The sequence below is a fragment of the Roseobacter sp. HKCCA0882 genome (assembly GCF_037805225.1).
GTDB lineage: Bacteria > Pseudomonadota > Alphaproteobacteria > Rhodobacterales > Rhodobacteraceae > M30B80.
In genome coordinates this window covers 702,192-728,107 of the sequence record NZ_JBBLYI010000001.1, presented here as the reverse complement: position 1 = coordinate 728,107, position 25,916 = coordinate 702,192, and the positions used below count along the sequence as shown (strand labels likewise).

Annotated in this window: 21 protein-coding genes, 2 pseudogenes and 1 riboswitch; of the genes and pseudogenes, 7 read left to right on the top strand and 16 right to left on the bottom strand. The window is 57.5% G+C overall.

Annotated features, from left to right (window positions below; genetic code table 11):
- Positions 1–3: 3 nt before the first annotated feature.
- The 5 genes and pseudogenes from AAC622_RS03780 to AAC622_RS03760 all read right to left on the bottom strand — a co-directional run bounded on the left by AAC622_RS03780 (position 4) and on the right by AAC622_RS03760 (position 7,053).
- On the bottom strand, positions 4–441 hold the full coding sequence (locus AAC622_RS03780; RefSeq protein ID WP_340260394.1) for a 6,7-dimethyl-8-ribityllumazine synthase: 438 nt from the start codon (positions 439–441) through the stop codon (positions 4–6).
- A gap of 98 nt (positions 442–539) precedes the next feature.
- Positions 540–674, bottom strand: a riboswitch (FMN riboswitch).
- Positions 675–748: 74 nt separating this feature from the next.
- Positions 749–1,876 carry a peptide chain release factor 2 gene (gene prfB, locus AAC622_RS03775; RefSeq protein ID WP_340260392.1) on the bottom strand — a complete coding sequence of 376 codons (1,128 nt, stop codon included), beginning with the start codon at positions 1,874–1,876 and terminating at the stop codon, positions 749–751.
- An 86-nt stretch (positions 1,877–1,962) separates the two neighbouring features.
- A complete protein-coding gene (locus tag AAC622_RS03770; protein WP_340261412.1) occupies positions 1,963–4,512 on the bottom strand; it encodes a penicillin-binding protein 1A in 2,550 nt (849 codons plus the stop codon).
- Positions 4,513–4,631: 119 nt separating this feature from the next.
- Positions 4,632–5,484 (bottom strand): annotated as a pseudogene (locus AAC622_RS03765) (N-acetylmuramoyl-L-alanine amidase family protein).
- A 417-nt stretch (positions 5,485–5,901) separates the two neighbouring features.
- Positions 5,902–7,053, bottom strand: coding sequence for an aminotransferase class I/II-fold pyridoxal phosphate-dependent enzyme (locus AAC622_RS03760; RefSeq protein WP_340260391.1), 1,152 nt, complete (start codon positions 7,051–7,053; stop codon positions 5,902–5,904).
- Positions 7,054–7,116: 63 nt separating this feature from the next.
- Here AAC622_RS03760 and AAC622_RS03755 point away from each other — a divergent pair, with 63 nt between their 5' ends.
- Together AAC622_RS03755 and AAC622_RS03750 are read left to right on the top strand one after the other, a co-directional pair.
- Positions 7,117–8,433: a M48 family metalloprotease gene (locus AAC622_RS03755; protein ID WP_340260390.1), complete on the top strand. Its 1,317-nt coding sequence runs from the start codon at positions 7,117–7,119 to the stop codon at positions 8,431–8,433.
- Between the two features lie 11 nt (positions 8,434–8,444).
- Positions 8,445–9,206: a DsbA family protein gene (locus tag AAC622_RS03750; protein WP_340260389.1), complete on the top strand. Its 762-nt coding sequence runs from the start codon at positions 8,445–8,447 to the stop codon at positions 9,204–9,206.
- A gap of 69 nt (positions 9,207–9,275) precedes the next feature.
- Here AAC622_RS03750 and AAC622_RS03745 read toward each other — a convergent pair whose 3' ends face one another.
- The 9 genes and pseudogenes from AAC622_RS03745 to purC form a co-directional block, all read right to left on the bottom strand.
- The gene (locus AAC622_RS03745) at positions 9,276–11,921 is read right to left on the bottom strand and encodes an Rne/Rng family ribonuclease (RefSeq protein ID WP_340260388.1); all 2,646 of its coding nucleotides are present in this window, start codon (positions 11,919–11,921) and stop codon (positions 9,276–9,278) included.
- A gap of 677 nt (positions 11,922–12,598) precedes the next feature.
- Positions 12,599–12,994: pseudogene (locus AAC622_RS03740) on the bottom strand (DUF4411 family protein); the annotation flags it as partial.
- Between the two features lie 80 nt (positions 12,995–13,074).
- A complete protein-coding gene (locus AAC622_RS03735) occupies positions 13,075–14,019 on the bottom strand; it encodes an ImmA/IrrE family metallo-endopeptidase (RefSeq protein ID WP_340260387.1) in 945 nt (314 codons plus the stop codon).
- Positions 14,020–14,544: 525 nt separating this feature from the next.
- Positions 14,545–15,867, bottom strand: a complete 1,323-nt coding sequence (locus tag AAC622_RS03730) for a sigma-54-dependent transcriptional regulator (RefSeq protein ID WP_340260386.1) — start codon at positions 15,865–15,867, stop codon at positions 14,545–14,547.
- 22 nt (positions 15,868–15,889) lie between these two features.
- On the bottom strand, positions 15,890–17,662 hold the full coding sequence (locus AAC622_RS03725; RefSeq protein WP_340260384.1) for an ATP-binding protein: 1,773 nt from the start codon (positions 17,660–17,662) through the stop codon (positions 15,890–15,892).
- An 83-nt stretch (positions 17,663–17,745) separates the two neighbouring features.
- Positions 17,746–18,414, bottom strand: a complete 669-nt coding sequence (purQ, locus tag AAC622_RS03720; RefSeq protein ID WP_340260382.1) for a phosphoribosylformylglycinamidine synthase subunit PurQ — start codon at positions 18,412–18,414, stop codon at positions 17,746–17,748.
- A gap of 18 nt (positions 18,415–18,432) precedes the next feature.
- Entirely contained in the window at positions 18,433–19,470 is a 1,038-nt protein-coding gene (locus AAC622_RS03715) for a zinc-binding dehydrogenase (RefSeq protein ID WP_340260380.1), read from the bottom strand.
- A gap of 12 nt (positions 19,471–19,482) precedes the next feature.
- A complete protein-coding gene (gene purS, locus AAC622_RS03710) occupies positions 19,483–19,713 on the bottom strand; it encodes a phosphoribosylformylglycinamidine synthase subunit PurS (protein WP_317655037.1) in 231 nt (76 codons plus the stop codon).
- 47 nt (positions 19,714–19,760) lie between these two features.
- On the bottom strand, positions 19,761–20,519 hold the full coding sequence (gene purC, locus AAC622_RS03705; protein ID WP_340260379.1) for a phosphoribosylaminoimidazolesuccinocarboxamide synthase: 759 nt from the start codon (positions 20,517–20,519) through the stop codon (positions 19,761–19,763).
- Positions 20,520–20,750: 231 nt separating this feature from the next.
- Here purC and AAC622_RS03700 point away from each other — a divergent pair, with 231 nt between their 5' ends.
- The 4 genes from AAC622_RS03700 to AAC622_RS03685 all read left to right on the top strand — a co-directional run bounded on the left by AAC622_RS03700 (position 20,751) and on the right by AAC622_RS03685 (position 23,738).
- Entirely contained in the window at positions 20,751–21,065 is a 315-nt protein-coding gene (locus AAC622_RS03700) for a DUF1476 domain-containing protein (protein ID WP_340260378.1), read from the top strand.
- A 162-nt stretch (positions 21,066–21,227) separates the two neighbouring features.
- Entirely contained in the window at positions 21,228–22,241 is a 1,014-nt protein-coding gene (gene bmt / locus AAC622_RS03695) for a betaine--homocysteine S-methyltransferase (protein ID WP_340260377.1), read from the top strand.
- A 135-nt stretch (positions 22,242–22,376) separates the two neighbouring features.
- The gene (locus AAC622_RS03690) at positions 22,377–23,081 is read left to right on the top strand and encodes a corrinoid protein (RefSeq protein ID WP_317655041.1); all 705 of its coding nucleotides are present in this window, start codon (positions 22,377–22,379) and stop codon (positions 23,079–23,081) included.
- A gap of 6 nt (positions 23,082–23,087) precedes the next feature.
- Positions 23,088–23,738 (top strand): DUF1638 domain-containing protein, encoded by a 651-nt coding sequence (locus tag AAC622_RS03685; RefSeq protein ID WP_340260376.1) that lies wholly within the window; start codon positions 23,088–23,090, stop codon positions 23,736–23,738.
- On the opposite strand, the gene AAC622_RS03680 is transcribed toward AAC622_RS03685, so the two are convergent.
- Positions 23,735–24,160 carry a SufE family protein gene (locus AAC622_RS03680; RefSeq protein ID WP_340260374.1) on the bottom strand — a complete coding sequence of 142 codons (426 nt, stop codon included), beginning with the start codon at positions 24,158–24,160 and terminating at the stop codon, positions 23,735–23,737. The two genes, AAC622_RS03685 and AAC622_RS03680, sit on opposite strands and share 4 nt — an antisense overlap.
- A gap of 128 nt (positions 24,161–24,288) precedes the next feature.
- Between AAC622_RS03680 and AAC622_RS03675 the strand changes: the two genes are divergently transcribed.
- Complete coding sequence (locus tag AAC622_RS03675; RefSeq protein ID WP_340260372.1) at positions 24,289–24,732, top strand: hypothetical protein; 444 nt, start codon at positions 24,289–24,291, stop codon at positions 24,730–24,732.
- On the opposite strand, the gene rnd is transcribed toward AAC622_RS03675, so the two are convergent.
- On the bottom strand, positions 24,729–25,889 hold the full coding sequence (gene rnd / locus AAC622_RS03670; RefSeq protein ID WP_340261410.1) for a ribonuclease D: 1,161 nt from the start codon (positions 25,887–25,889) through the stop codon (positions 24,729–24,731). The genes AAC622_RS03675 and rnd overlap by 4 nt on opposite strands.
- Between the last annotated feature and the right edge of the window lie 27 nt (positions 25,890–25,916).

The window sequence follows — 25,916 nt, the reverse complement described above, 5'->3', positions numbered from 1 at the left end:
GGATCAAACCTCGATACTTGCGACCATGCGCAAGGCTTGCGCTGCTTCTGCGCCTTTCTTGACGAAATGATCATGATAGAAATCGTGATGCACCGCATGCTCGTGGAAATGATGCGGGGTCAGTGATACGGAATAGGTGGGAATCCCTGTGTCCAACTGTGCTTGCATCAGACCATCAACCACAGTAGCGGCCACAAAATCATGGCGGTAAATGCCCCCATCCACCACCAATGCGGCGCAGACAATCGCATCAACCTTACCAGACGCGCCCAGTTTCTTTGCCAAGAGCGGCATTTCAAAGGCGCCGGGCACATCATAGGTCATCAGGTTATACGCCTGACCTGATGCTTTCATATCCGCTTCGAAGCCAACCAAGGCTTGGTTGACAATGTCGCTGTGCCAATTTGCTTTAATAAAAGCGATATTCAGTGTTTTCGTCATTTGGGTCATCCTTTCTAAAGACCAAGGTGCCCAAGGCGATCGTGAACACGCGCCCGCGCCTGCACTAGGGACACGCCCCCGCGCAACCGCGAAACACGGCTCATTCTCTTTCATCCGGACTATAACCGTCGGCTTTGGAATTTCACCAAATCTGCTGACCCTTGGTCGTGAAACCAAGGCGCTCGCGGGCTGTCACCGCCGGTGGGGAATTTCACCCCGCCCCGAGAATGTCAGTAGAAGTAATCAACCAAAGGCTGCAGTGCAAGACGCGAATGCGCCGCATCGCTGCGTGCTTGCGTCTCAGGCGTCAATCTTCGGCCTGTGCATCGGCACGGCTTTTGCCAGAGACATCCAGCGCCAAAACCGAGGCCATCAACTCATCAATTTCACCATCCAAAACACCTTGGGTGTCAGAGGTCTCAAACCCTGTGCGCAGGTCTTTAACCATTTGATAGGGCTGCAAAACATAAGAGCGAATTTGATTGCCCCAACCCGCCTCACCTTTGGCCTCATGGGCTGCGTTGATCTCGGCATTGCGGCGGTCAAGCTCCATCTGATAGAGGCGCGATTTCAGCGCCTTCATCGCGATATCGCGGTTTTGGTGCTGAGATTTTTCCGAACTCGTGACCACGATCCCCGTTGGAATATGGGTGATACGCACGGCAGAGTCGGTGGTGTTGACGTGCTGCCCCCCCGCCCCTGACGAGCGATAGGTGTCGATGCGGATCTCATTTGGGGCCACTTCGATTTCAATATTGTCATCAACCACAGGATAGACCCAAACCGAAGAAAAGGACGTATGCCGCCGCGCCGAACTGTCATAAGGCGAGATGCGCACCAAACGATGCACGCCCGATTCCGATTTCAACCAGCCATAGGCATTATGGCCAGAGATTTTGTAAACGGCGGATTTGATCCCCGCTTCTTCCCCGTAAGAGACGGATTGAAGATCAACCTCATGTCCCTGTTTTTCGGCCCAACGCACATACATGCGTGCCAACATAGAGGCCCAATCACAGCTTTCCGTGCCGCCTGCGCCCGCATTGATCTCCAGGAAGCTGTCATTGGCGTCCGCCTCGCCGTTCAATAGGGCTTCAAGCTCTTTTGCGGCGGCGGTCTCGACCAAGGCAGACAGGGCGGCTTCCGCCTCTGTCACGATGGCGCTGTCACCTTCTTCCTCGCCCAATTCGATGAGGCCAATATTATCGTCCAGTCCCGATTTGATCGCGTCATAGGTGCCGATTTTATCAAGCAACACCTGACGATCGCGCATCAGCTTTTGCGCCTTTTCGGGATCGTTCCACAGGTCTGGATCCTCGACACGGGCGTTGAACTCCTCCAAGCGGTGCTTGGCGGTGGTCAAATCCATTCGCTGCCCGAGCAAATCAAGAGAACGGCGAATTTTGTCGATATTGGATTGGGTTTCGGCCCGCATCGGATACCTGCTCCAATTGCATCAAGAAATCATCTGGTCGCGGTGATCTAGACCAGCGGCGGCGTGGCTGCAATCCCCGATGGGGTTTAATAGAGCCCACCTGAGCTGATCGTGCCAAAGCCCGTATCGGTGGGAACCCGCACTGTTTCGCCTGACGAGGTGCGCACATCTGCGCCCTCTTCCTGCAATGCGCCATCAACCTCACCCGGCCCAAAGACGGGCAAATCCGAGGCCATAGCAAACCCACCATCCACAATGGCCGAACGCGCACCAACAGCGGGCACTTCTGCGGCGCGGAAATATTCATAAACCACGTTTTCGCCGCTTTCCCCATCGGCCAGACGTTCGCCAGAGAAGCGATCAATTGGCACGAACACACCGCCCTCGGGCACACGGAACGGGCCGCCGCCATATTCGGCCACGGCCTCTTGCATAAATTCTTGGAACACGGGCGCACAAGTCCCACCGCCGGAGGCGCGGCCAAGCGACCGCGGTTGGTCATAGCCGATATAGCACCCCGCCACGATATTGGAGGTAAAGCCAACAAACCAAACATCGCGGGCGTCATTGGTTGTGCCCGTCTTCCCAGCAGCAGGCACAGGCAGGTTCACCGCGCGCGCGGCTGTTCCGCGCTCGACAACCCCCTCAAGCATCGAGGTGAGTTGAAAGGCGGTAATTGGATCCATAACACGGGCGCGGTTGGATACGATCCGCGGCCCCAAGCCTGCGGGCAATGTGTCGCTCAAACAATCTTCGCAAATACGCTGATCATGGCGATACACAGTTTGTCCAAACCGATCTTGGACACGGTCAACAAGGGTAGGCTCCACCCGCTCACCGCCATTGGCAAACATCGCATAGGCCGCGACCATTTTGTAAAGCGTGCTTTCTTGCGCCCCCAAGGAATTGGCCAAAAATGGCTGCATCTCATCATAAACGCCAAAGCGTTCAGCATAGCGCGCAACGGTCTCCATCCCCACATCTTGGGCCAAGCGGATGGTCATCAAGTTGCGCGATTGTTCAATCCCTGTGCGAATGGGCGCAGGGCCATAAAACCGATCCGAGGCATTGGTTGGACGCCAAAGACCCTCGGGCGTTTCCACCTGAATGGGCGCATCGATCACAATGGTGTTGGGGCTATAGCCACTGTCCAACGCCGCCGCGTACACAAATGGCTTAAAGCTTGAGCCGGGCTGCCGCGTAGCTTGGGTGGCGCGGTTAAACACCGAATATTGATAGGAAAAGCCGCCTTGCATCGCCAAAACGCGGCCCGTGTTCACATCCATCGCCATAAAGGCCCCTTGCACCTCGGGGATTTGGCGCAAGGAATAATGCCCTGCCCCTGTGTCATCCTCAACAGGCAGAACATGGATCACATCCCCGCGCGCAAGCAGGTCATCGGCAGAATTGGCCGCGCTGCCTGTTGTGCCATCTTCGCGCAAAGGGCGCGCCCAATTGACATCCTCCGCCAAGATGCGACCCGTTTCGCCATCCTCAAAGGCAATCAGCGCATCACCGCCCTCGAACCCCGTCACAGCAGCCACATGCCACTGATCCACATCGCGCGGAATTTCCGCAACCGAAAGCGCCTCGGCCAAACTGGCCGCATCCTCAAGGGCCGCTACATCCAGTTGCGCCAAGGCCCCCCGCCAAACTCCGCGCCCGCGATCATAGGTTTCAAGCGCGCTGCGCAACGCGCGCTGTGCCACGATTTGAAGATTTTCATCCATCGTTGCGCGCACGGCATACCCGCCTGTGAAGAATTCTTCTTCGCCAAACTGGGTCGACAATTGGCGGCGAATTTCATCCGTAAAATAGCCCCGTGGCGGCAGGCTAGAGCGGAAAGGCGCAATATCCCCCCGCTGCACCGTCTCAAGCTCTGAGGCTTGGCTATCTTCCATCACCTCGCGCGTGATATAGCCATTCTCGAACATCTCGCGCAGCACATAATTGCGCCGCTCAACCGCATCATCGTAATCGCGCACAGGATGCAGACGCGCAGGCCGTTGCGGCAGAGCGGCCAAATAGGCAGCTTGCGCAGGGGTCAAATCGGACAGCGCCGTGTTGAAATAGGTCTGCGCAGCGGCGGCAACACCATAGGAATTTTGACCAAGGAAAATCTCGTTCAGATACAGCTCAAGGATACGTTCCTTGCTCATGGATCGCTCAATCCGTGCGGCCAAAATGATTTCCTGCACCTTGCGCTCAATCGTGCGGCTGCCATCGAGAAGGAAATTCTTCATCACCTGCTGCGTGATGGTGGAGGCGCCACGCACATCCTGCCCGCGCGAACGCACCGCATCCACAAGGGCCGATGCAATCGCGCGCGGATCATAGCCCGCATGCTGATAGAAATTGCGATCTTCGGCGCTGATAAAGGCATGAGCCACCAGATCAGGGATTTCTTCGGCTGGCACGAAAACACGGCGCTCTTGCGCGAATTCGTCAATGATACGGCCTTCGCGCGAATAGATACGGCTGATTGTGGCAGGGGTATATTGCGACAGCGTTTCGTAATTGGGCAAATCGCGCGCAAAAACCCAAATCACGCCGCCAACAATAATGGCACCAAACACTACCGCCATGATCGCCGAGGCAAAGAGCCCGCCGAAAATACCCATCACAAAACGGATGATCTGGCTCATGCGTGTCACTTCCCCAAAAAGCCTTACCCCAAGCGCGTGTCCGCTTATAGGGCGCAGCCGCGCGCGCGTCAAAAGCTTAAACCTTCACTTCATAGTGAGATCACACAAGATTATCGCCGCATAAGGCTGCGGCGCAGATTGTCTTCGGCCAACCATGCCTCGATGGCCCGCGCAATCCCGCCTTGCGCCCGCGACCGCCAAACAGGGTCAAGGATATTTTCCAAATCCCCACCTTCGGACATAAAACCGATTTCCAAGAGGACAGAGGGGTAATCAGGCGCGCTCAGCACCGTAAAATTTGCCTCAAGACGCGGGCGGCTGTGCAATTCAACCCCTGCTCCCTCAAGGCCCGTCACCAAGGCATCGGCCAAGGCATCACTGCGCGGATCGGTTTCAAGACGCGCCAAATGCATGAGCAAATCTGCGACAACATCATCGGATTGGCCCAAATCCACGCCCGCCAATAGATCGGCGCGGTCATGCTGCGCGGCAAGCGCCGCTGAGGCCGCATCAGAGCCTGTCTCGGACAAGGTATAAACAGTCACCCCAGGCGCCATGCCATCGCCTGCGGCCAAGGCATCGGCATGAATTGAAATGAAAAGATCAGCCCCCGCCATGCGCGCGCGACATCCGATAAGGCAGGGGGATAAATTCATCCCGCTCGCGCGTCATGAACACATCCACGATTCCATCACGCAACAGCATCTCGCGCAACTCTAACGCGAAGAGCAAAACCAAATCCGCTTCGCTATAGCCATCGCGCTCTGCGCCCGGATCAATCCCACCATGGCCCGGATCAAGGGCAATCAAGGGCCGTGTGCGCAGTGGCGGCGCGGGTTCAGCAATCACCGCTTCAGGTGGCTCATCTGCGCTTGCTGGGGTGAGATGGGTAGCAAATTCTTGCGCCGTTGCGGGGCGCAGCAGCAAGGTGAGACGCACCGCGTCAGGATGCCCTGTATCCATCACCGCGCGCTCTATCACCATGGGCGCGGTCAAATTCAGGCTCAACCGCCCCCAACCTGCACGCGGTGCGGGGCCAAGCGTGACCGCCTGTGCGCGATCCGCTCGATCAAACCCATTGGGCAGATTTTGCGCCTCTACCCCTGCCAAATCAACAATCAACCGCATCGGATTGTCGCGCAAACGCAGCCCATAGGCGGTGGCACGATTAAGGCGAAGCTGCACCTCAATCCCTTGGCCTCGATCCGTGACATAGCTTTCGCCTAGATCAAGGCGCACAGGTGTTTCGGCCCAAACCATGGGGCCAATCCACAAAAACAGAATCGCAAAAATACTGCGAAACACGACCTGCGGCATAGGGTTGTCTTTCTGCTCTTATCCGCGTCATAAAGATACAAAATCTATATTTAGATTTACAATCTATTTTGTATGTACAGCCATAAAGGCCGTGATACGTGCAACCCCTTCTTCGATATCGGCCGTGCTGCGGGCATAGGAGAACCGCAAGGCGCGCGTGCCTTCTTCGGGATCAAAATCAAAGCCTGGGGTGACGGCAACCCCTGCCTCCTCCAACATTGCGCGCGCCATATCTTGCGCGGGCCAATCAAAGGCGCTGATATCGGCATAGACATAGAACGCACCATCTGCGGGCGCGAGGTGCTCAAATCCCGCCGCGCGCAGCCCATGCAACAAGATCATGCGGTTTTTGGCATAGATCGCGCGGTTCTCATCCAGTTCCGCACGCCCTTCAGGCGACAAGGCCCCTAGGGCTGCGATTTGTGCCGCATGTGGCGCGCAAATAAACATATTTTGCGCCAAACGCTCGACCACGCGCAGGTGATCTTCGGGCACGACCATCCACCCCAATCGCCATCCTGTCATCGAGAAATATTTAGAAAAGGAGTTGATAATATAGGCCTGATCGGTCACCTCAAGCGCGCTGACGGCGCGCGCCTCGTAATGCAGCCCGTGATAGATTTCGTCACTGATCAAGGCCACATCCCGCGCGGCGCAGGCAGCCGCCAGTTCCGCAAGTGCGGGCTTTTGGATCATCGTGCCTGTCGGGTTTGCAGGGCTTGCCAAGATCAGACCTGCGAGATCTTCGGTGATCTGGTCGGGGCGCGGCTGAAACCCACTGCTGGCATCGGTGCGCAATCCCGCAACGTCCAAACTCATTGCCTTAAGGATTTGCCGATAAGACGGGTAACAGGGAAGCCCCATACCAACCTTTTGGCCCGCATCAAAAAGCGCGGAAAATGCCAATAAAAACCCGCCCGATGCCCCCGCGGTGATCACCACGCGCGCAGGATCAAGGTCGATATCATACCATTCGCCATAAAGGGCTGCGATCCCCGCGCGCAGATCAGGACGCCCGAGCGCCACAGTATAGCCTAGCGTGTCTTCTTCCATTGCGCGCGCCAGCCTCTCGCGCGCGGCGCGTGGCGCGCCTGTGCCGGGTTGGCCGACCTCCATATGGATGATGTGGCGCCCCTCCTCCTCAAGACGGCGGGCGGCCTCCATGACGTCCATCACAATAAAGGGATCAACCTGACCACGGCTTGAATAACGCATTGCTTCCTCGCTAGACTGGATGCATCGGTTTGAAACAGCCCAGCCCGAAAAGGTCAATCACAGATGCGATCCTTTCTTTTTGCCGTGATCTTGGGCCTGTGCCTTGGCCTTGCGCCCAAAGGGGCCTTGGCGCAATCCACGATCCGCGATGCCGAGATTGAGGCAAGTTTACGCAACCTGCTGATGCCCATTCTCGAGGCGGCAGGATTGGGGCAATCTATCCGCGTGATTTTGCTCAATGATCCGCGGATGAACGCCTTTGTTCGCGATGCACGCACGATTTTTGTCACTTCGGGGCTGATGATGGCCTTGGACGAGCCTGCCGAATTGCGGGCCGTTTTGGCCCATGAGGCCGCGCATATTGCCAACGGGCATTTGGCCCGCCGCCCCGAGAATGCCGACACGATGAGCGGTGCATCGCGGCTGGGTTTGGTGGCAGGTCTGCTGGCCGCAGGCGTCACGGGGGATGCGGGTGCAGGCGCGGGCGTTGCGGCAGGTATGGCCTCAAGCGCGCAGCGCGTCTTTTTCTCACATACCCGCGCCGAAGAGGCGAGCGCGGATGCCGCCGCCCTTAGATATCTCGAGCGCGCAGGCGTTGACCCCACCGCAATGGCGCGCGTCCTAGATCGCTTTGCAGGCCAAGAGTTACTCTCAACTGACCGCCAAGACCCCTATGTGCGCACCCACCCGCTGACCCGTGATCGTCTGCGATTGGTCGCAAATTTTGACGGCGGCACGGCCCCACCCCCTGACAGCGAAGCGCAATATTGGTTTGATCGTAGCAAGGGGAAATTAGCAGCCTTTCTGAACCCACCCTCTTGGACATTTGCGCAGGTGGGAAGTGACCCCTCAGAGATCGCAACAATGCGCCGCGCAGTGGCCTATCACCGAAATTCCGAAGGCGATGCCGCCTTGCGTGAGTTAGAGCGGTTGATCCTAAACCACCCCGCAGACCCCTATTACCAAGAGCTATATGCACAGGTTCTATTTGAAAACCGCCGGTATGACGCGGCGATTGTGGCCTATGAACGGGCCATCCAGATTTCCCCTGATGCAGGTCTGATTTTAGCGGGATATGGTCGTGCCCTTCTTGCGCCCGACAGCCCCGCGCGCAATGCCGAGGCCTTGGCGGCGCTAGAGGCCGCCTTGGACCGCGAACGGCGCAACGCGCGGCTTATGCGAGATTTGGCTATGGCCTATGCGCGCGATGGCCAAGATGGTATGGCCGCATGGGCCACCGCAGAACGCGCGGCCTTAGAGGGAGATTTTGAAACCGCCGCCCTTCATGCCCGCCGTGCCACAGGCCTCTTGCCCCAAGGGTCAAGCGGGTGGCTTCGGGCGCAAGATGTGTTACGTGTGGCTGAAACGAAAAACGACTGACAGGATGCGCGATGACCCCTTCCCCGAAAAGCCTGATCTTGGCGCTTGGCCTAACACTTGGCGCCCTCAATCCCGCTACAGCATTTGACATCGATGCCATGAGCGAGACAGAACGCGCAGCGTTTCGCGCGGAAATGCGCGCCTATCTGCTGGATAATCCCGAAGTGCTGATGGAGGCCTTCGACATTCTAGACGAGCGTCAAGCGGCCGCAGAGGCGCAGGCTGAATTCCAGATTATCGCGGCCAATTCTGGCGCGATTTTCGCCTCAACCTATGATTATGTTGGCGGCAACCCCGAGGGTGATGTGACCCTAGTCGAGTTTCTTGATTATCGCTGTGGCTATTGTAAACGTGCCTTCCCCGATATCGAAGCCATGCTTGAGGCAGATGGGAACATCCGCTTTATCGTCAAAGAGTTTCCGATTTTGGGCGATGCCTCGCTCTTGGCCTCACGCTATGCGATTGCGGCCAAAATCGCATTGGGGGATGAAGCCTATCGCGCGCTTCATGATGCGATGATGGTGATGCGGGCCGAGGTCAGCGAAGGGTCATTGCAGGCCACCGCCGAAGGGCTGGGTCTTGATCACGCGGCCATCGTGGCCGAAATCAACAACCCGCAAATCGATGCAACAATCAGCCTCAATTACGAATTGGCCCGTGCGCTGAATATTTCTGGCACGCCAACCTTTGTGCTGGAAACGGGGCTCTTGCGCGGGGCCTTGCCGCGCGACCAGATTGAGGCGGCGATTGCAACTGAGCGCAACGCAAACTGAACAAACGCTTAGCCTGAAAATGAAAAACGGGCAGGGTTTTCCCTGCCCGTTTTATCTTGATCGGGTCGGTTAGCCGCGTGACCACCACCCGCGCTTCTTTGGTCCCTCAGGCGCAGGTTCTGCGGCCTGTGGCGCAGACACCGCCGCGACATCCACATCTGGCGCAGATGGCACCTCAGCCACAGGTTCGGCCTTTTTCGCAGGGGTTTTACGGCTGCGCGTGGCCCGCTTGGGCTTCGGTGCCTCTTCCGCAGGCTCTGGGGCCTTTTCGGCCTCAGCCACCGATCCCGTTACCGCAGCGGCCTCTTCAGCGGCTTTTTCGGCCTTGGTTTTGCGACCACGGCGCTTTGGTTTTGGGGCCTCTTCCACCGCTGCATCTGCCGCTGCTTCTGCAGGTGCTTCTGCAGTGGGATCAGATGGTTCTGGCGCGGCTACCGTCTCCGCCGATGCGTCAGATTTGGTCGGCTTGCGACTGCGGCGGCGCTTTGGCTTTTCCTCAACTTTGGGGGTGGCGTCTGCCTCCGCTGCGGGCAAGGCATCAGCCTCAGACGCGCCTGCACTCTGTTCTGCAACCTCTGGGGCCTCAGTGCCCTCCTCGGTTATGCGGGCCTCGTCCCCCTCGCCCCGATTGCGGCGGCGGCCACGGCCACCACGGCGGCGGCGGCGGCGTTTCTTGCCCTCGCCCTCTTCGCCTTGTGCCTCGGGGCGGTCTGCCTCAGGTGCCTCGGTGATATCAATCTCATCCACAGCCTCGGCTTCAGCGGCTTCAATTTCCTCCATCAGCCCTGCATCCATCGAAACAACAGGGCTTGCAGGAGCGATGCGGCGGGTGGCTGTTTTGAATTTTTCAATCCGATAATCGGGCGTGATCATCGAAGGATCGGCCTCGACACGGATCGAAACCCCATAGCGCGCCTCGAGATCAGCGAGATATTCGCGCTTTTGGTTCATAATGAAATTCACAATGCCCACGGGCGCAGTCAACAACAACTCGCGCGAGCGGCGGCGGGTGCTTTCCTCTTCCAACTGGCGCAGGATCGATAGGCCCTGACTGTCATCAGAACGCACAAGCCCCGTGCCGTGGCAGTGATGGCAGGGCTGTGTCGTGGCCTCCAACATCCCAGGGCGCAGACGTTGGCGCGACATTTCCAACAGGCCAAAGCCTGAGATACGCCCAACTTGAATGCGCGCGCGGTCGGTTTTGAGGCGATCTTTCAGCCGCTTTTCCACTGCCAGATTGTTGCGCCGATCATCCATATCGATGAAGTCGATCACAATCAGACCCGCCAAATCGCGCAGACGCACTTGGCGCGCCACCTCTTCGGCAGCCTCAAGATTGGTCTTGAGCGCGGTTTCCTCAATCGAGCCTTCCTTGGTCGCGCGCCCCGAGTTCACATCAACCGCAACCAAAGCCTCGGTGATGCCGATGACGATATAGCCGCCCGATTTGAGCTGCACGACAGGGTTGAACATATCGGCCAAGTAACCCTCGACCTGATAGCGCGCAAAAAGCGGCAGACTGTCCGCATAATGTTTCACGTTTTTGGCATGGGACGGCATGATCATTTTCATGAAGTCCTTGGCTTGGCGATACCCCGCCTCGCCTTCAACCAGCACCTCGTCAATATCGCGATTATAGAGATCGCGGATCGAGCGGTGGATCAGATTACCTTCCTCATAAATTGGCGCAGGCGCAATCGAGCGCAGGGTCAATTCGCGCACCTGTTCCCATTGGCGCTGCAAATATTCGTAATCGCGCTTGATCTCGGCCTTAGTGCGTTGGCTGCCCGCGGTGCGGATGATCAGACCCGCGCCCTGCGGCACCTCCATCGATTGCGCGATTTCCTTTAGCTTTTTGCGATCCGCAATATTGGTAATCTTGCGGCTGATCCCGCCACCGCGCGCGGTATTGGGCATCAAAACACAATAGCGCCCAGCAAGGCTGAGATAGGTGGTCAGGGCCGCGCCTTTATTGCCGCGTTCCTCTTTGACGACCTGCACCAGAATAATCTGGCGCACTTTGATCACTTCTTGGATTTTATATTTGCGCGCGCGCGGTTCGCGGGCAGGACGAATATCTTCGTGATCATCATCATCGGCGATGGTTTCGGCCTCGGCGGGGGCGGTGGCGTCCTCGTCAGATGCGCAATCTTCGATATCGGCCTCAACCTCAGTATCGGCAGCGCTCTCAGGGGCGGCCGTGTCAGTGAGGGCCGCATCAAGCGCCTCATCTGCCTCCGCCTCCGCCTCAGATTCAGCCTCAGCGTCCAGATCAATCAAATCCATACCCGAGGGCGTGCTAACCTCGCCTGTGGCAATCGCATCACCTGCGGCGGCCTCTGCACGAGTGCCCGAGGATTTGCGGCGGCGCGAGCGGCGGCGTTTGGGAGCGGATTTCTCCTCCTCATCGGCTTCGGCCTCAGCGGCCAACTCCCGCTCCTCGGCCAAAAGCGCCTCACGATCCGCTTTGGGGATTTGGTAATAATCGGGATGAATTTCCGAGAAGGCCAAGAAACCATGACGATTGCCGCCATAATCCACAAAGGCCGCCTGTAACGAGGGCTCAACCCGCGTCACCTTTGCCAAATAGATATTTCCTGCCAGTTGTCGCTTATTCAGCGACTCGAAATCGAATTCCTCGACCTTGTTTCCATCTGCCACAACAACGCGGGTTTCCTCCGCGTGGGTGGCATCGATAAGCATTTTCTTTGCCATGGTTTCCTTGCACATCCCTGCGCTGCGCGCACCCCAGAGGGTCGCGTGAGAGGGGGATATTGTCCTGAAAGGGCGATGACGCGGACAGCAGGATGGGCGGGCGCGGCATGGGCCAACCCGTCACTCACTTGGCTGATCTGCACGCGTTTCATCGCGATTTATCTCCGAAGCTGCGCGTGCACTCGCCCGCGCCTCTCCCATTATGTCCCGCTTGCGCGGGGGTTAGATGGGCCTGAGGGCAGCACAAGGGCGGCGGTCAGGCTTTGGCATCCTGCCCTCTCTCCCGCGCGGGTTTTCGGACGCGCTTCAAGAAGGGGGCAGATAAACTTTGCAGATGTCCAGCTGGCTCAAACCGCCAGATCATCGCGTTTACCATAGAGGCAGAGCGGGGAAGAGGGCAATGGGTTTTTTTGGGGGGGGATGGGCAACGATGTATTTAGATGAAATCATTTTGGTCGGCGATCGGCCCAAGGCCGCCAATCGTGATCGCGTCCATGCCGCAGCGCAGCTTTCTTGAAGCGGCCGGTTATTTTCTGGCGCAGCAAGATCAGCGGACAGATGTCAGAAGTGCGGCAACGCGGCAACCATGCACACACAGGGCGTGTTTGACGATGCCGGCACCGCGACAATCCGGCTCGGCGATGACCAGATGAACCCGACGTCTTTTTGAATTCCGCTCAGAACTTTACGTCGTGCTGCCGGAGCATCTGATAGGGACTTATCGTCGAAATCCCACGCTCGTTGGCAGCGTCTGGGATCTTTATCGCGGTTTTCGCCGCCGGAGCTCCGACTTCGAGCGTAACTATTTGATGACCTCCAAGCATAGCGTTCGCCACCAGATAGGAGTCGGCCTTGCCCAGGAACTCAGCGGCCGCCGCAGTGGTATACCCATTGGAGCCTGCCCATGTCGCGACCTGCGCCATAGTGTTTCTAACCGCAGAGTTATCAGGCATGAAAATGTCGGAACCATGCAAGTCGATCCAGTTCCGGATTTGATCGTCCTTCTTTCGAAGCTCCCGCTTCACCGGTGAAATGCTTTTAACGTCACGCTTGGCTGCCGCACTAGCGATCCACGACCAGTAGCTGCCTTAAATATCGAAAGCATAATACGTCATTGCGGGTGTTAGGAACGCGTTGGAGTCCAGAAGCAGGGTCAACTTGCCACTCCAAGGTGCCGAGCTTCCTTCCGGAAGGTGGTCGAATTCTTGATATTGAGAAGTTCGAAGGCATCGCCCATGAGCGTCTGACCTTCGAGCGCCGCAGATGCGAAATGGGGGTCAACTCGCGCGCCCATCGTATTGTAGAAATCTCCGCCGCAGGATTTCTTCTGTTTGGCTTTCCTCTTGAGAAAGTCCAGCTCGGCGTAATAGGCACCCTGGAAATCATCATAAGACAGCCGTCCAATATCCTTTATGCGGCGAAGTGCAACTAGCGTGCTTACTCTAAAGGACCGGGCAATCATCGCCTTTGCCTGGTCGACATCTTGCGGCAGCTCCATGTTGGATAGCTGCGCCATCGGAACAAGAACCTCAGCCGCAACCGCATTGCAGAAGCGTTCCACCTTGAAGTCGGGACCAAGCTGCTCAGGCAGGTCGTCGGCGGCGCTATTGCTCACGCCGTCCTTGCCGATCCAGATATGGGCCAGCTCGTGCGCGAGCGTGAAGATTTGCCCGGACTTGGTATCGGCACCATTGATTAACACCATCGGGGCGAAGGGATCAGCAATCGCAAATCCCCTGAACTCTCGGGGGTTCAAGGGACGATGCGTGTTATTTCCAACCACCCCGTTGATCATCACCAGAACGCCTGCCTCGCGCGCGAGTGCGATGAACTGACGTAAGAACTCCTCCCAGGTCGCCGCTTCGTTGCGGCTTCCGACTTCGAGCTTCAAGACTGTCCGGATCTGCCCAGCTACTACCGCGGGTTGATCACCCACATCGGCTGCGCCGACGAAGGGAAGAGTGTCGCTACGAGAACCAACAACATATTCGCGGTACCACCTCTGTCGCTGCTGGCAGATTTGGATCGTATCAATCAACTCAGGGCTAGGTTTTCGAACCCCGCCGTCCGCCATGCGCCTGAAGTCTGGAAGAGGCATCTCCTCCTCCGGTCGCTCGGGGAGGAAAAACATCCCCATCGGTAAGTGTAGGATGCTGGCAAGGGTTTCGAGCTGCTGGAACGTCGGGCCGCCTCGCCCGTCCAGCTAAAATGGATGTTTCTTGAATCGCTTAGCTAGGGTTTCAAGCGGCATGCCTGCGCGCTCTCGCGCCCACTCTAGGACGTCAGGAGATATTGCTACCTGTGTCATCCCGTGCTCCTCTCTGCCTCCGGGCTTCACTATGTGAGCTTAGCCAACGGAGTGTAAACAAAAAAATTAGATCGCCACGTATACGCGCAAAGTTGCGCCTACAACATCAACTGCGGCTTGGATCAGGTCGTCCGAAGGTGGACAACTTGCCACCCGCACTCTGCAATGCCGCGAGCGGCTTCGTCTATGGGATTTTCGCGTCCGAAGGCATGGCGCCCGAACACGCGCTAAGAATGACCGCTTTCTCCACCCCCGAGCTTTCCATGCAGCGCCGCCGCATGGCTGCAATCCGCCCATAGAGCCCTTTGCCCCCCCTCACAAATAATCCGACCTACTCAACCCGTATTTCGCCATTTTCTCGTTCAGGGTGCGTCTTGGTAGGCTGAGTTCTTCCATCACGGCGGCGATGGAGCCGCGGTGGCGGCGCATGGTGTTGTCGATCAGCATCCGCTCAAACGCCTCGACATATTCTTTGAGGGGTTTACCCTCGCCCATATCCTGCGGCACCACCTCGGTTGTGTCGTTCATCAACAGTGCCGTGATCGAAGCCGCGCCACGGCGGGCTTGCAGCGTGGAGCGTTCAGCCAAGTTCAGCAATTGACGCAGGTTTCCAGGCCATGGGGCCTGCAACATTTGCGCGGCCTCTTGGGCATTGGGGTGGATTGGCTCGGTGCCGTATTCTTCGGCGTAATTTTCAGCGAATTGTGCGAACAGTGTCAGCACATCCTCGCCCCGCTGCCGCAAGGGGGGCAGCGCGATGCGCATCGCGGCCAAGCGGAAAAACAGATCGGGCCTGAGCGCCGCCTCACACCCCGCGGCCCCTTCGGCCCCGTTACAAATGGCAATGATGCGCAGATCGCGGCCCGCGCTTTGCGCCTCGTCCAAAGCCGACAGCAGCCGCGCCTGCAGCGCATCGCTGAGGGTTTCGACATCCTCAAGCACCAATGTGCCGCCGCGTGCGGCCTCTAGGGCGGGGCGGGCCAGATCGTTTTCTTCTGCGCCAAAGATCAGGCTGCGCAACTGCGCCTCGTCCTGCGCGCCACAGGTGACGGTGACAAAGGGTTTGCCCGCACGGGGGCCGACCGCGTGCAGGGCATGGGCGACAAGGGTTTTGCCCGTGCCCGTCTCGCCCGTGATCAGGACATGACCATCGGCTTGGCCAAGGTCGAGAATATCCTCGCGCAGCCGTTCCATCGCGGGGCTTGTGCCCACCAAGCGGCGCATGATCCCTGTGCCATCGCTGAGTTCTCGCCTGAGCGAGCGATTATCAAGGGTCAAACGCCGCGCTTGGATCGCGCGTTTGGCAAGGCTGCTCATCTTTTCGGGATCGAAGGGTTTTTCGAGAAAATCAAAAGCGCCGATGCGCATCGCCTCGACCGCCATTGGCACATCGCCATGGCCCGTGATCATGATCACAGGCAGGCTGTGATCGATAGAATTCAGCCGTTTAAGAAACGCCATCCCATCCATGCCCGGCATACGAATGTCACTGATAACAATACCCGCAAAATCGGATGTGATCTCTTTGAGCGCCTCTTCCGCGCTGCCATAGGTTTCGGTTTCAAACCCAGAAAGGGCCAACCATTGGCTGATCGATTGGCGCATATCCCGCTCGTCATCGACAATCACAACTTTCATTCCAACCCGATCCTTTCGCCGCCTATTCTGCGGCACCCTTTATCTGATGACACGGTAGCCTGATTTCAAATACCGCGCCGCCTGTGTCGCTGTTGCGTGCGCGCAAGCGGCCCCCAAAATCAGTGACAATGCCCGAAGAAATCGCAAGGCCAAGCCCCACCCCTTCACCGGGCTTCTTGGTGGTGTAAAACGGCTCGAAGAGTTGATCTAAATCTTCGATCCCTGCCCCGTTGTCACGCACCGAGAGAACCGCCTCATCCCCTTCGGCCAAAAGGATTTCAATGCGCCGCGTCTCTTGGCCTTTCATCGCATCAAGGGCGTTGCGCAACAGATTGATGATCACCTGTTCCAGCCGCACGATATCGCCCAAGATCATCACAGGCTGGTTGGGGATGATTTGTGCAATTTCCACCTTCATCTGCCGCATTTGCGGCTCTATCATGGTCATCGCGCCTGTGATCGCATCGCGCAGATCAACGGGGGCAAAACTGTCGCCGCCTTTGCGGGCATAGGATTTGAGCTGCCGCGTGATCGCCCCCATACGTTCAATCAGATCGTCAATGCGCTGAAAGGAGGACATCGCCTCATCAGGGCGGCGGCGCTGCAACAGCAATTTCGCCCCTGCCAGATAGGTTTTCATGGCCGCAAGCGGTTGGTTCAACTCATGGCTGACAGCAGCGGACATTTCCCCCAAAGCGGCCAATTTCTGGCTCTGCGCTAGCGACAATTCGGCCTGCTCCAAATCGCGCTGCGCTTTTTCGCGCTCGGCAATCTCGCGGCTGAGGCGATCATTCAAGCGGCGCAATTCCGCACTTTCGCGCTGAAACACGGCCGTTTGCAACCGCGCGCGGCGCGACAACAGGTAAAACGCGCCCGCAAGCACAAGGGCAAAGCCCATTGTCAAAAGGGCCAATACCCCGTTCACCCGCTCACGCACCGATGCATAGGCAGTGTAGGACACGATTTCCCACCCGCGAAAGGGCATATCTTGGGCAAGGCGCAGCGTGTCATCACCAAACACATAACCCTCCTCGCCAAAGGCCCAATCGCCCGCATTCTCAATGGCGCGGCGAATGGCCGATGGGGCATCTTGGCGGGCCAAGGCATCCGCCTCAATCAAGCCACGCCAACGGGGTTCGGTTGCCAAAATGATCTCGCCTGACCCTTGGGTGATGAACACAGCCTCGGATGCCCCGCGCCATTGTTCGACCACACGGGCCAAGTTCACCTCGACCATGATCACGCCTAAAAGCTGATTGTTATCAGTGATATGGCGCGAAAAGGTAAAGTCATACCGCCCAGTGGCAGGTTCGTTTGAGGTAAAGACCGTATCTGCGCTGCGCACCGCTTGCACAAAAAAGGGCTCGCTTGCGCGCAATTCCCCAAGCCGCGCGCGGTCGGTCGCAGCAACAACACGGCCCGAGCGGTTCAGCAGCACAAAAGAGGCCGCCCCGATTTCATCCAAATAAGAAATCAGGCGTTGTGAGGTGGCCGTAAATTCCCCCTCGCGCAACGCGGTGATGAGGACAGGGTCGCGCGATAACAACAGCGGCACGACAGAGCTGCGCTGTAGCTCTGACATGATCGTGCCAGAATAGAGCGCCAATCGAATTTCTGCGCGGTTGCGGGTGCTTTCGGTCAGGCGCTCGGTCAAAAACAGGTTTGTCGCCCAGATCGTGACGATAAAGCCCACCAAGAACAGCGCCAAGAACAGGCGTAAAACCCAAACGCCACTCAGGCGTGGTAAGGCACGCAAGCGGCGGGGTTCAAGAGTGGGGCGTGTGTTTAGGCTCATGGCGCAAACCTACGCGCGCCCTGCAGGCCAGACAAGAAGATTAGATCACGCTTGCGCGATGTCTTGCCGATGGCAGAGCCGCGCTAGGCCGCAACCAAGGCCTGTGCCAAACCAGCAAAAACGCCCGCACCATCCGTGCCGCCATGCAATGGCTCGCAGGCGCGCTCGGGATGCGGCATCATCCCCAAAACGCGGCGGTTTTCTGATAGGATGCCGGCAATATCCTCGACCGCGCCATTGGGGTTTTCGACATAGCGAAATGCCACCCGCCCCTCGCCGTTCAAGCGCGCAAGCGTCTCTGAATCGGCTTGATAATTTCCCTCATGATGCGCGATTGGCACCTCGATCACAGCGCCCTGTTCATAGGCGGTGGTGAAGGCGCTTTGCGTGTTTTCCACGCGCAACCCAACTGTTTTGCAAATATAGCGGGTCGACATATTTTGCAGCAGCGCACCGGGCAGCAATTTGGTTTCCGTCAAAATTTGGAACCCGTTGCAAACCCCAAACACATACCCGCCCCGATCCGCATGGGATTTTAACGCGCCTGAGATGGGCGATTGCGCGGCAATCGCGCCGCAACGCAAATAATCGCCATAAGAAAACCCACCCGGAACACCGACCAAATCCACCCCTTCAGGCAGTTTGGTGTCCTTGTGCCAAACCATATCCACGGAAAAGCCCGCCTGTTCAAAGGCGCGCTTCAGATCGCGGTCACAATTCGATCCGGGAAACACAAGAACGGCGGCTTTCATCTTTGGGGGTTCCTTTCGTCAGGACGTAAAATCAGTGATGACCGCCACACCGGGCGGTGTTGGGCCATTGAATGCGGCAAGCTCGGCCCCTGTTTGCGAAAGCGGGATTTCCCGCGCAATCAGGGGGGACATATCCACCCGCCCCGCCTCGATCAGACCCAACAGGCTTGGATACCGCCAAGAGGGCATGCCGCGCGTTCCGTAAAGGGCCAGATTGCGCATATAGACCGTGTTCATATCAATCTGCATCTGGGCCGTATGCCCAACGGGCATGCCCACCTGCACATGACGCCCCAAGGGGCGCAAACATCCAATAGAGCCCGCAACCGTAGCCTCGATCCCGAGGGCCTCGATGCTGACATGCGCGCCGCCCTTGGTGATTTCGATGATCTTGGCTGCGACATCGCCGTCACGGGCGTTCACCCCTGCATCAATGCCCAAAGACAGGGCATGGTCGATCTTTTCCTGCACGACATCTACGACAACCACAAAAGCCCCAAGCGCCTTGGCCAAAATCGCGGCGGAAAGGCCAATGCCGCCCGTGCCATGCACCGCGACCCATTCCCCCGCCTGCACGGCCGCGCGCCCCGTTAGCGCGTGCCATGATGTGGTCACACGACACCCTAGCCCCGCCGCAACAGTCGGTGACAGAGTTTCGGGCAAGCGCGCAAGATTATGATCAAATGGAACGGCGACATATTCGGCAAAGGCGCCCGGCTCAGTAAAGCCCGGCAAGCGTTGATTAGGGCAGGTATGACCCGCGCCAGATTGACAGGTCGGGCAAGAGCCGCAGGAGAGAATAAAGGGGGCAACCAAACGATCCCCCTTTTTATAGGTGGCGCGCGGTCCTGTTTCGATCACTTCGCCACAATATTCATGCCCGCCGATTTGACCGGGTTTGATGCGTGGGTGTTCCCCCACCCAACCATGCCAGTCAGAGCGACAAACGCCACAAGCCAGAACTTTGAGGATCACCCCGTCTTCGGGGCATTGAGGGTCTGACACAGTCTCAATCGACAGGTCTTTGTTATATTCACGCAGGATGGCAGCACGCATCGACAAACCCCTTTAGCTGATCGCGATTTGGTAGCTTTCGATCACGGTATTGGCCAAAAGCTTTTCGCACATCTCGCGGATTTGGTCTTCGGTTGTGCCATCGGCCAGATCAAGTTCGATCACTTTACCCTGACGCACACCCGAAACACCCTCAAAGCCCAAAGCGCCCAGCGCATGGCGCACCGCCTCGCCTTGTGGATCAAGAACCCCCTGCTTCAACATCACGGTCACGGTTGCGCGCATTACTTTTGCCTTTCTGTCTACGTTCTATCTGCGAAGCGGGGCTTCGCTTAATTCACCAATGTCGGGCCTGACACCGTGCCCTGATCAGGCAAAACGCCAAGGCGCTTGGCCACCTCGGTATAGGCATCTGCCAAATCGCCCAAATCACGGCGGAAGACGTCTTTGTCCAACTTCTGGCCCGTTTTCATATCCCACAGGCGGCAGCTATCGGGGCTGATTTCATCGGCCACGATCAGGCGCATATAATCGCCCTCCCAAATGCGGCCAATTTCGATTTTGAAATCCACCAATTTGATGCCGACACCCATCATCAGGCCAGACAGGAAATCATTCACCCTCAAGCCCAAGGCGACCATATCGTCCAAATCTTGCTGACTGGCCCAGCCAAAGGTAATGACATGTTCTTCAGCCACCAAAGGATCACCCAGCGTGTCATCCTTGTAGTAAAATTCAACAATCGGGCGCGGCAGGGCTGTGCCCTCCTCAATCCCCAATCGCTTGGAAATCGAACCCGCGGCGACATTGCGGATCACCACCTCAAGCGGGATGATCTCAACGCTGCGGATCAGCTGTTCGCGCATATTCAGGCGGCGAATGAAATGGGTTGGAACGCCAATTGCATTCAGACCCGACATGAAAAATTCGGACAGACGATTGTTCAACACGCCTTTCCCGTCAATCGTGGCGCGCTTTTCCGCATTAAAGGCGGTCGCGTCATCCTTGAAATATTGCACCAATGTGCCTGGCTCGGGGCCTTCATATAGGATTTTCGCCTTGCCTTCGTAGATTTTTTTGCGCCGTGCCATGATGTCTCCAATCCCTGATCTGCGGGAGGCAGGTGGTGGTCTGAGATCGGGGGCGTGCTGCAACGCCGCATCTGGCCCAAACCAATGCTGCGCCCCGCTCTCTCTTGTCCGCGCAATAGACCAAAGCGCGCTGTGTCGCAAGTTGGATTGCCAATCACCGCTTGCGGCCAAAACCCTGCTAAGGCTATCACAGGGATAAACCGCAAGCTCACCGTCCAAGGAGACAGATTAATGAGCACATTTGACGACCGTGAACACGCGTTCGAAGCAAAATTCGCGCATGATGAAGAAATTAAGTTCAAGCTTGAAGCGCGCCGCAATAAACTGGTGGGCCTATGGGCCGCCGAAATCTTGGGCAAAACGGGCGATGAGGCCGAGGCCTATGCAAAAGGGGTGATCCGCGCTGATTTCGAAGAAGCAGGCCACGAGGATGTCATCGGCAAGCTGAAGGCGGATTTGGGCGATAAAGTTTCGGAAGATGAGCTGCGCGCAAAATTTGACGCGCTCTTGATCGAGGCCAAGACCCAATTGGTGAACGAGAATTAATCACCACCCCTGCCCCAATTCTGCGCGCCCCGTTCATCTGTTGCGCGGGGTGTTTCTTTTTTGACCTCGCAGATTTTTCATAAAGATCATGTGGATTTTCGGGCTTGCATCATTGCCCCAGAGGGGCCATGTCGCAGCTGATGTGACACAAGGAATTTTATTATGTCGAACCGTTTGCAGACCCTTTTGGAAACCCGCGATTGGCTGATGGCCGATGGCGCAACGGGCACGACCCTCTTTAACATGGGGCTGCAATCGGGCGATGCGCCAGAATTGTGGAACGAAGATCACCCTGACCGCATTGCCGAACTCTATCGCGGGGCCGTCAATGCGGGTTCCGATGTCTTCTTGACCAATTCCTTTGGTGGCACGCGCGCACGGCTGAAATTGCATGATGCCCAAGATCGCGCCTTTGACCTAAATCGAATTGCCGCAGAGATTGGCCGCGAAGTCGCTGATGCCTCTGGCCGCGAGGTGGTCGTTGCAGGGTCCATGGGGCCAACGGGTGAGATCATGGTGCCAATGGGGCCTTTGACCCACGAGGCCGCCGTGGAGATGTTCCATGAACAGGCCGAAGGGCTTAAGGCAGGCGGTGCGGATGTATGTTGGGTTGAGACGATCTCAGCCCCCGAAGAATACGCCGCCGCAGCCGAAGCTTGCAAACTAGCAGGTATGCCATGGTGCGGCACCATGAGCTTTGACACGGCAGGGCGCACGATGATGGGTGTCACCTCCGCCGCGATGTCGGATTTGGTTGAGAAACTGGATCACAAACCTTTGGCCTATGGTGCAAATTGCGGTGTTGGGGCCTCAGATTTGATGCGCACGGTTCTGGGCTTTCGTGCCTCGGGCAACGAGCGCCCCGTGATTGCCAAGGGCAATGCAGGCATCCCCAAATACGTTGATGGCCATATCCGTTACGATGGCACCCCCGAGTTGATGGCCCGTTACGCGGTTCTGGCCCGCGATGCAGGGGCCAAGATCATCGGGGGCTGTTGCGGCACCCAACCTGTCCATCTTGCGGCAATGCGCAAGGCGCTGGAAGAGACCCCGCGCGGCGCGGTTCCAAGCCTTGAACAGATCGCCGAAGCATTGGGCGGCTTTTCCTCAGGATCGGATGGCACGGATGGCAATGGCCCGCAGCGCCGCGAGCGCAAAGGCCGCCGCCGCAGCTAATTTGGTATGCAATCGCATGGGCAAAGGTCGCCTGCGGCGGTCGTGATGTCGTAAATTTGCGCGTCTGGTGGCGCGAAGAGCTTAGGTAATCGTCCAAACGCTATTGGCTGAGTGCCGCTTCAGGAGACGCTTGAGATGTCTGACGAAAATGATGAAATCATCCTCTCAGAACTGGACGATGACGAACTTGTCCAACAAATGTTCGATGACCTCTACGATGGTCTAAAAGAAGAAATCGAAGAGGCGGTTAACATTCTGCTTGAGCGCGGATGGGCCCCCTACGACATCCTGACCAAGGCCTTGGTGGGTGGTATGACCATTGTGGGTCACGATTTCCGTGACGGCATTTTGTTTGTGCCCGAGGTTCTGATGGCCGCAAACGCGATGAAAGGTGGCATGGCCATCCTTAAGCCGCTTTTGGCGGAAACAGGCGCCCCCCGTATCGGCAAAATGGTGATTGGCACGGTAAAGGGCGATATCCATGATATCGGCAAGAACCTCGTCACCATGATGATGGAAGGCGCAGGTTTTGAAGTGGTTGACCTTGGCATCAACAACGCGGTCGAAGCCTATCTTGAAGCCTTGGAAAAAGAGACCCCCGACATTCTGGGGATGTCCGCACTTTTGACAACGACCATGCCCTATATGAAGGTCGTGATCGACACGATGAAAGAGCAAGGCATCCGCGATGATTACATCGTGTTGGTCGGTGGCGCACCTTTGAACGAAGAATTTGGCCGCGCGATTGGCGCAGACGCTTATTGCCGTGACGCGGCCGTGGCCGTGGAAACCGCCAAGGAGTTCGTTCTGCGCAAACACAACCAAATGGCCGCGCATTAAGCGATTATGACAAAGCCCGCCCTGCATCTACCAGATGACGACACGTTACGCGATAGCGGCGTTTCAGCATCTGGCAGGGGGCGGGTTTTGCTTTTGGCCTGCGGGGCTTTGGCGCATGAGGTTTTGGCGATCAAGGCGGCCAATGGGTTTGACCATCTCGACCTGCAATGCCTTCCCGCCATTCTGCACAATCGCCCCGAATTGATCCCTGACGCGGTTGAAGCTGCGGCCACGCGGGTGCGTGGGGATTACGACAGTATCTATGTGCTTTATGCCGATTGCGGCACAGGCGGGGCTTTGGCCGCGCGCTGCGCCGCGCTTGGCCTTGAAATGCTCGAAGGCCCACATTGCTACAGCTTTTTCGAGGGCAATGCCCGCTTTGAAGACTTGGGCGAGGTCACTGCCTTTTACCTGACGGATTTCCTTACCCGTCAGTTTGACGCTTTTGTCACCCGCCCTCTTGGCCTCGATAAACACCCCGAATTGCGGGATATCTATTTTGGCAATTACGAAAAGCTGGTTTATCAGGCGCAGACAGATGACGCCGCCCTAACCGAAAAAGCCAAGGCCTGTGCCGATTTTCTCGGCCTTGCTTTTGAACGCCGCTTTACGGGCTATGGTGATCTTGAAACGGCCCTGAAAAAATGGGGGGATTAACTCCGCGCTTCTGCCGCCAATAAGTGGATGCGTTCGACCATGGCCCGCAACCCGTTTGAGCGCTGCGCGGAGAGGTGGTCATTCAACCCCAACCGCGCCAATTCTGCCCGTGGATCAACCGCCAGAACCTCGGCAATGCTCAGGCCCGCATAAAGCGCGTGCAAAACCGCAATCAAGCCGCGCACAATCATCGCGTCACTTTCACCTTGAAAGTCGAACCGCGCCTCTGGCCCCTGCCCTTCGATCCGCGGCATGATCCAGACCTGCGAGGCGCAACCATCCACCTTGGTGGCGGGAACGCGCATCGCCTCGGGTAAGGTCTCCATCGCTTTGCCCAATTCGATCACATGGCGATAGCGGTCTTCCCAATCGTCCAAAAATTCGAATGTGTCTGCGATTTCCTCAAAGCGTTCGCTGGCCATTCTGCCCTCATCCTTTTGTCACCTCCCCCTGACCTAAAGCGCAGCCCCCCATTCGTCCAGAGGCGCTTTTCAAAACCGCCCTGATAGGGTAGCACTCAAAGGGTGATGCTTTGCCAAGAGGGGCCAATATGCTGCGCACTGCCATTTTTGCTGCGATGATCTTGGGGCTTGCGGGCTGTTCCACGCGGCTGAACCCCTTCAACTGGTTCGGAAATGACCGCCAAGAGCAGCGGATCGAGGTTGTGCAGGTCGAGGAATTTGTCGATCCACGCCCGCTTGTCGCAGATGTCATCTCGCTTGAAGCGGATCAAGTTGACGGCGGCGCCATCATCCGCGCCGTAGGACGCGCAGAACGTCAAGGATATTGGGAGGCCGAACTGGTCGAGATTTCCAATGAGGACGGGCTCATGCTGTTCGAATTCCGCTTGGTTCCCCCGCGGGATGACACGGCAGAAGGTGCGCCGCGCACTCGCGAAATTCTGGTCGGCACGTTCCGCAGCGCGAATGAACTGCGCGGTGTCACACGGATCAGCGTGCATGGGGCCAATAATCGCCGCACAGTGTCGCGTTAAAGTTCGAACAAAACCACTTTGCTGCCTTTGACACCAAGGCCCACATCGCCTTGAACAAGGCGCAATGCGTCCTCGCCAAAGACCTTGCCGCGCCAACCTTCGCACCACAGGCCATCCAAATGGCCAGAAGCGATATTGTCCAAATCCGCGCTGGACGCGATCAGCTTTTGTGCAACGCCCGCCTCATCGGCCTTGGCCTTGAGCAAGACACGCAGCAAATCCGCCAAGGCAGGGTTAAGGTCGCTGCGATCTGGCCCATTTGGCAATTTGGGGAATTTTTCGGGCGGCGTGTCCATGCCGCGATTGACCGCCGCAATAATACCTTCCGCAATATCGCCCCGCCGCGCCTCGCGCAGCAATAGGCGCGATTTCGACAAATCCGCCAAAGAGCGCGGCTTGGTCGAGGCCAATTCCATCAAGGCATCATCCTTGAAGACGCGCGAGCGCGGGATGTTACGTTCCTGCGCATAGGCCTCACGGAATGTGGCCAATTCGCGCACAACCGCCAAAAGCCTTCCCGAGCTTGAGCGCATTTTGATCCGCATCCACGCGTGATCTGGATTTACGATATAGCTGTCCGCATTGGTCAGCTGCGCCAATTCTTCCTCCATCCATGCACTGCGCCCAGATCGGGCCAGTTGCGCGGACAGATATTCATAAATCTGGCGCAGATGCGTGACATCGGCCAAGGCATAGGTTTTTTGCGCATCGGATAGAGGACGCCGCGACCAATCGGTAAAGCGTGAGGATTTATCAAGCGCGGCCTTGGCAATTTTGCGCACCAAAGTTTCATATCCTACTTGATCGCCAAATCCGCAGACCATTGCGGCCACTTGCGTATCAAAGAGTGGCGCAGGCACGAGCCCGCCCTCGACATGAAAGATCTCGAGATCCTGCCGCGCAGCATGGAACACCTTGACCACATCAGGATTGCGGAACAGCTCATAAAGCGGCTCAAGCGACATGCCTTCGGCCAGCGGGTCAACCAAAACCGCGCCACTGTCATCCGTGCCCGGCATCGCCAATTGAACAAGACACAGCTGCGCGTAATAGGTGCGCTCGCGCAGGAATTCGGTGTCAACGGTCACATAAGGGTGCTGTGCGGCGGCCTCGCAAAATTCGGCCAATTCGGATGTGGTTGTCAGCGTCTTCGGCAAGGGCGTTACTTCTTCAATTTTTCCGCG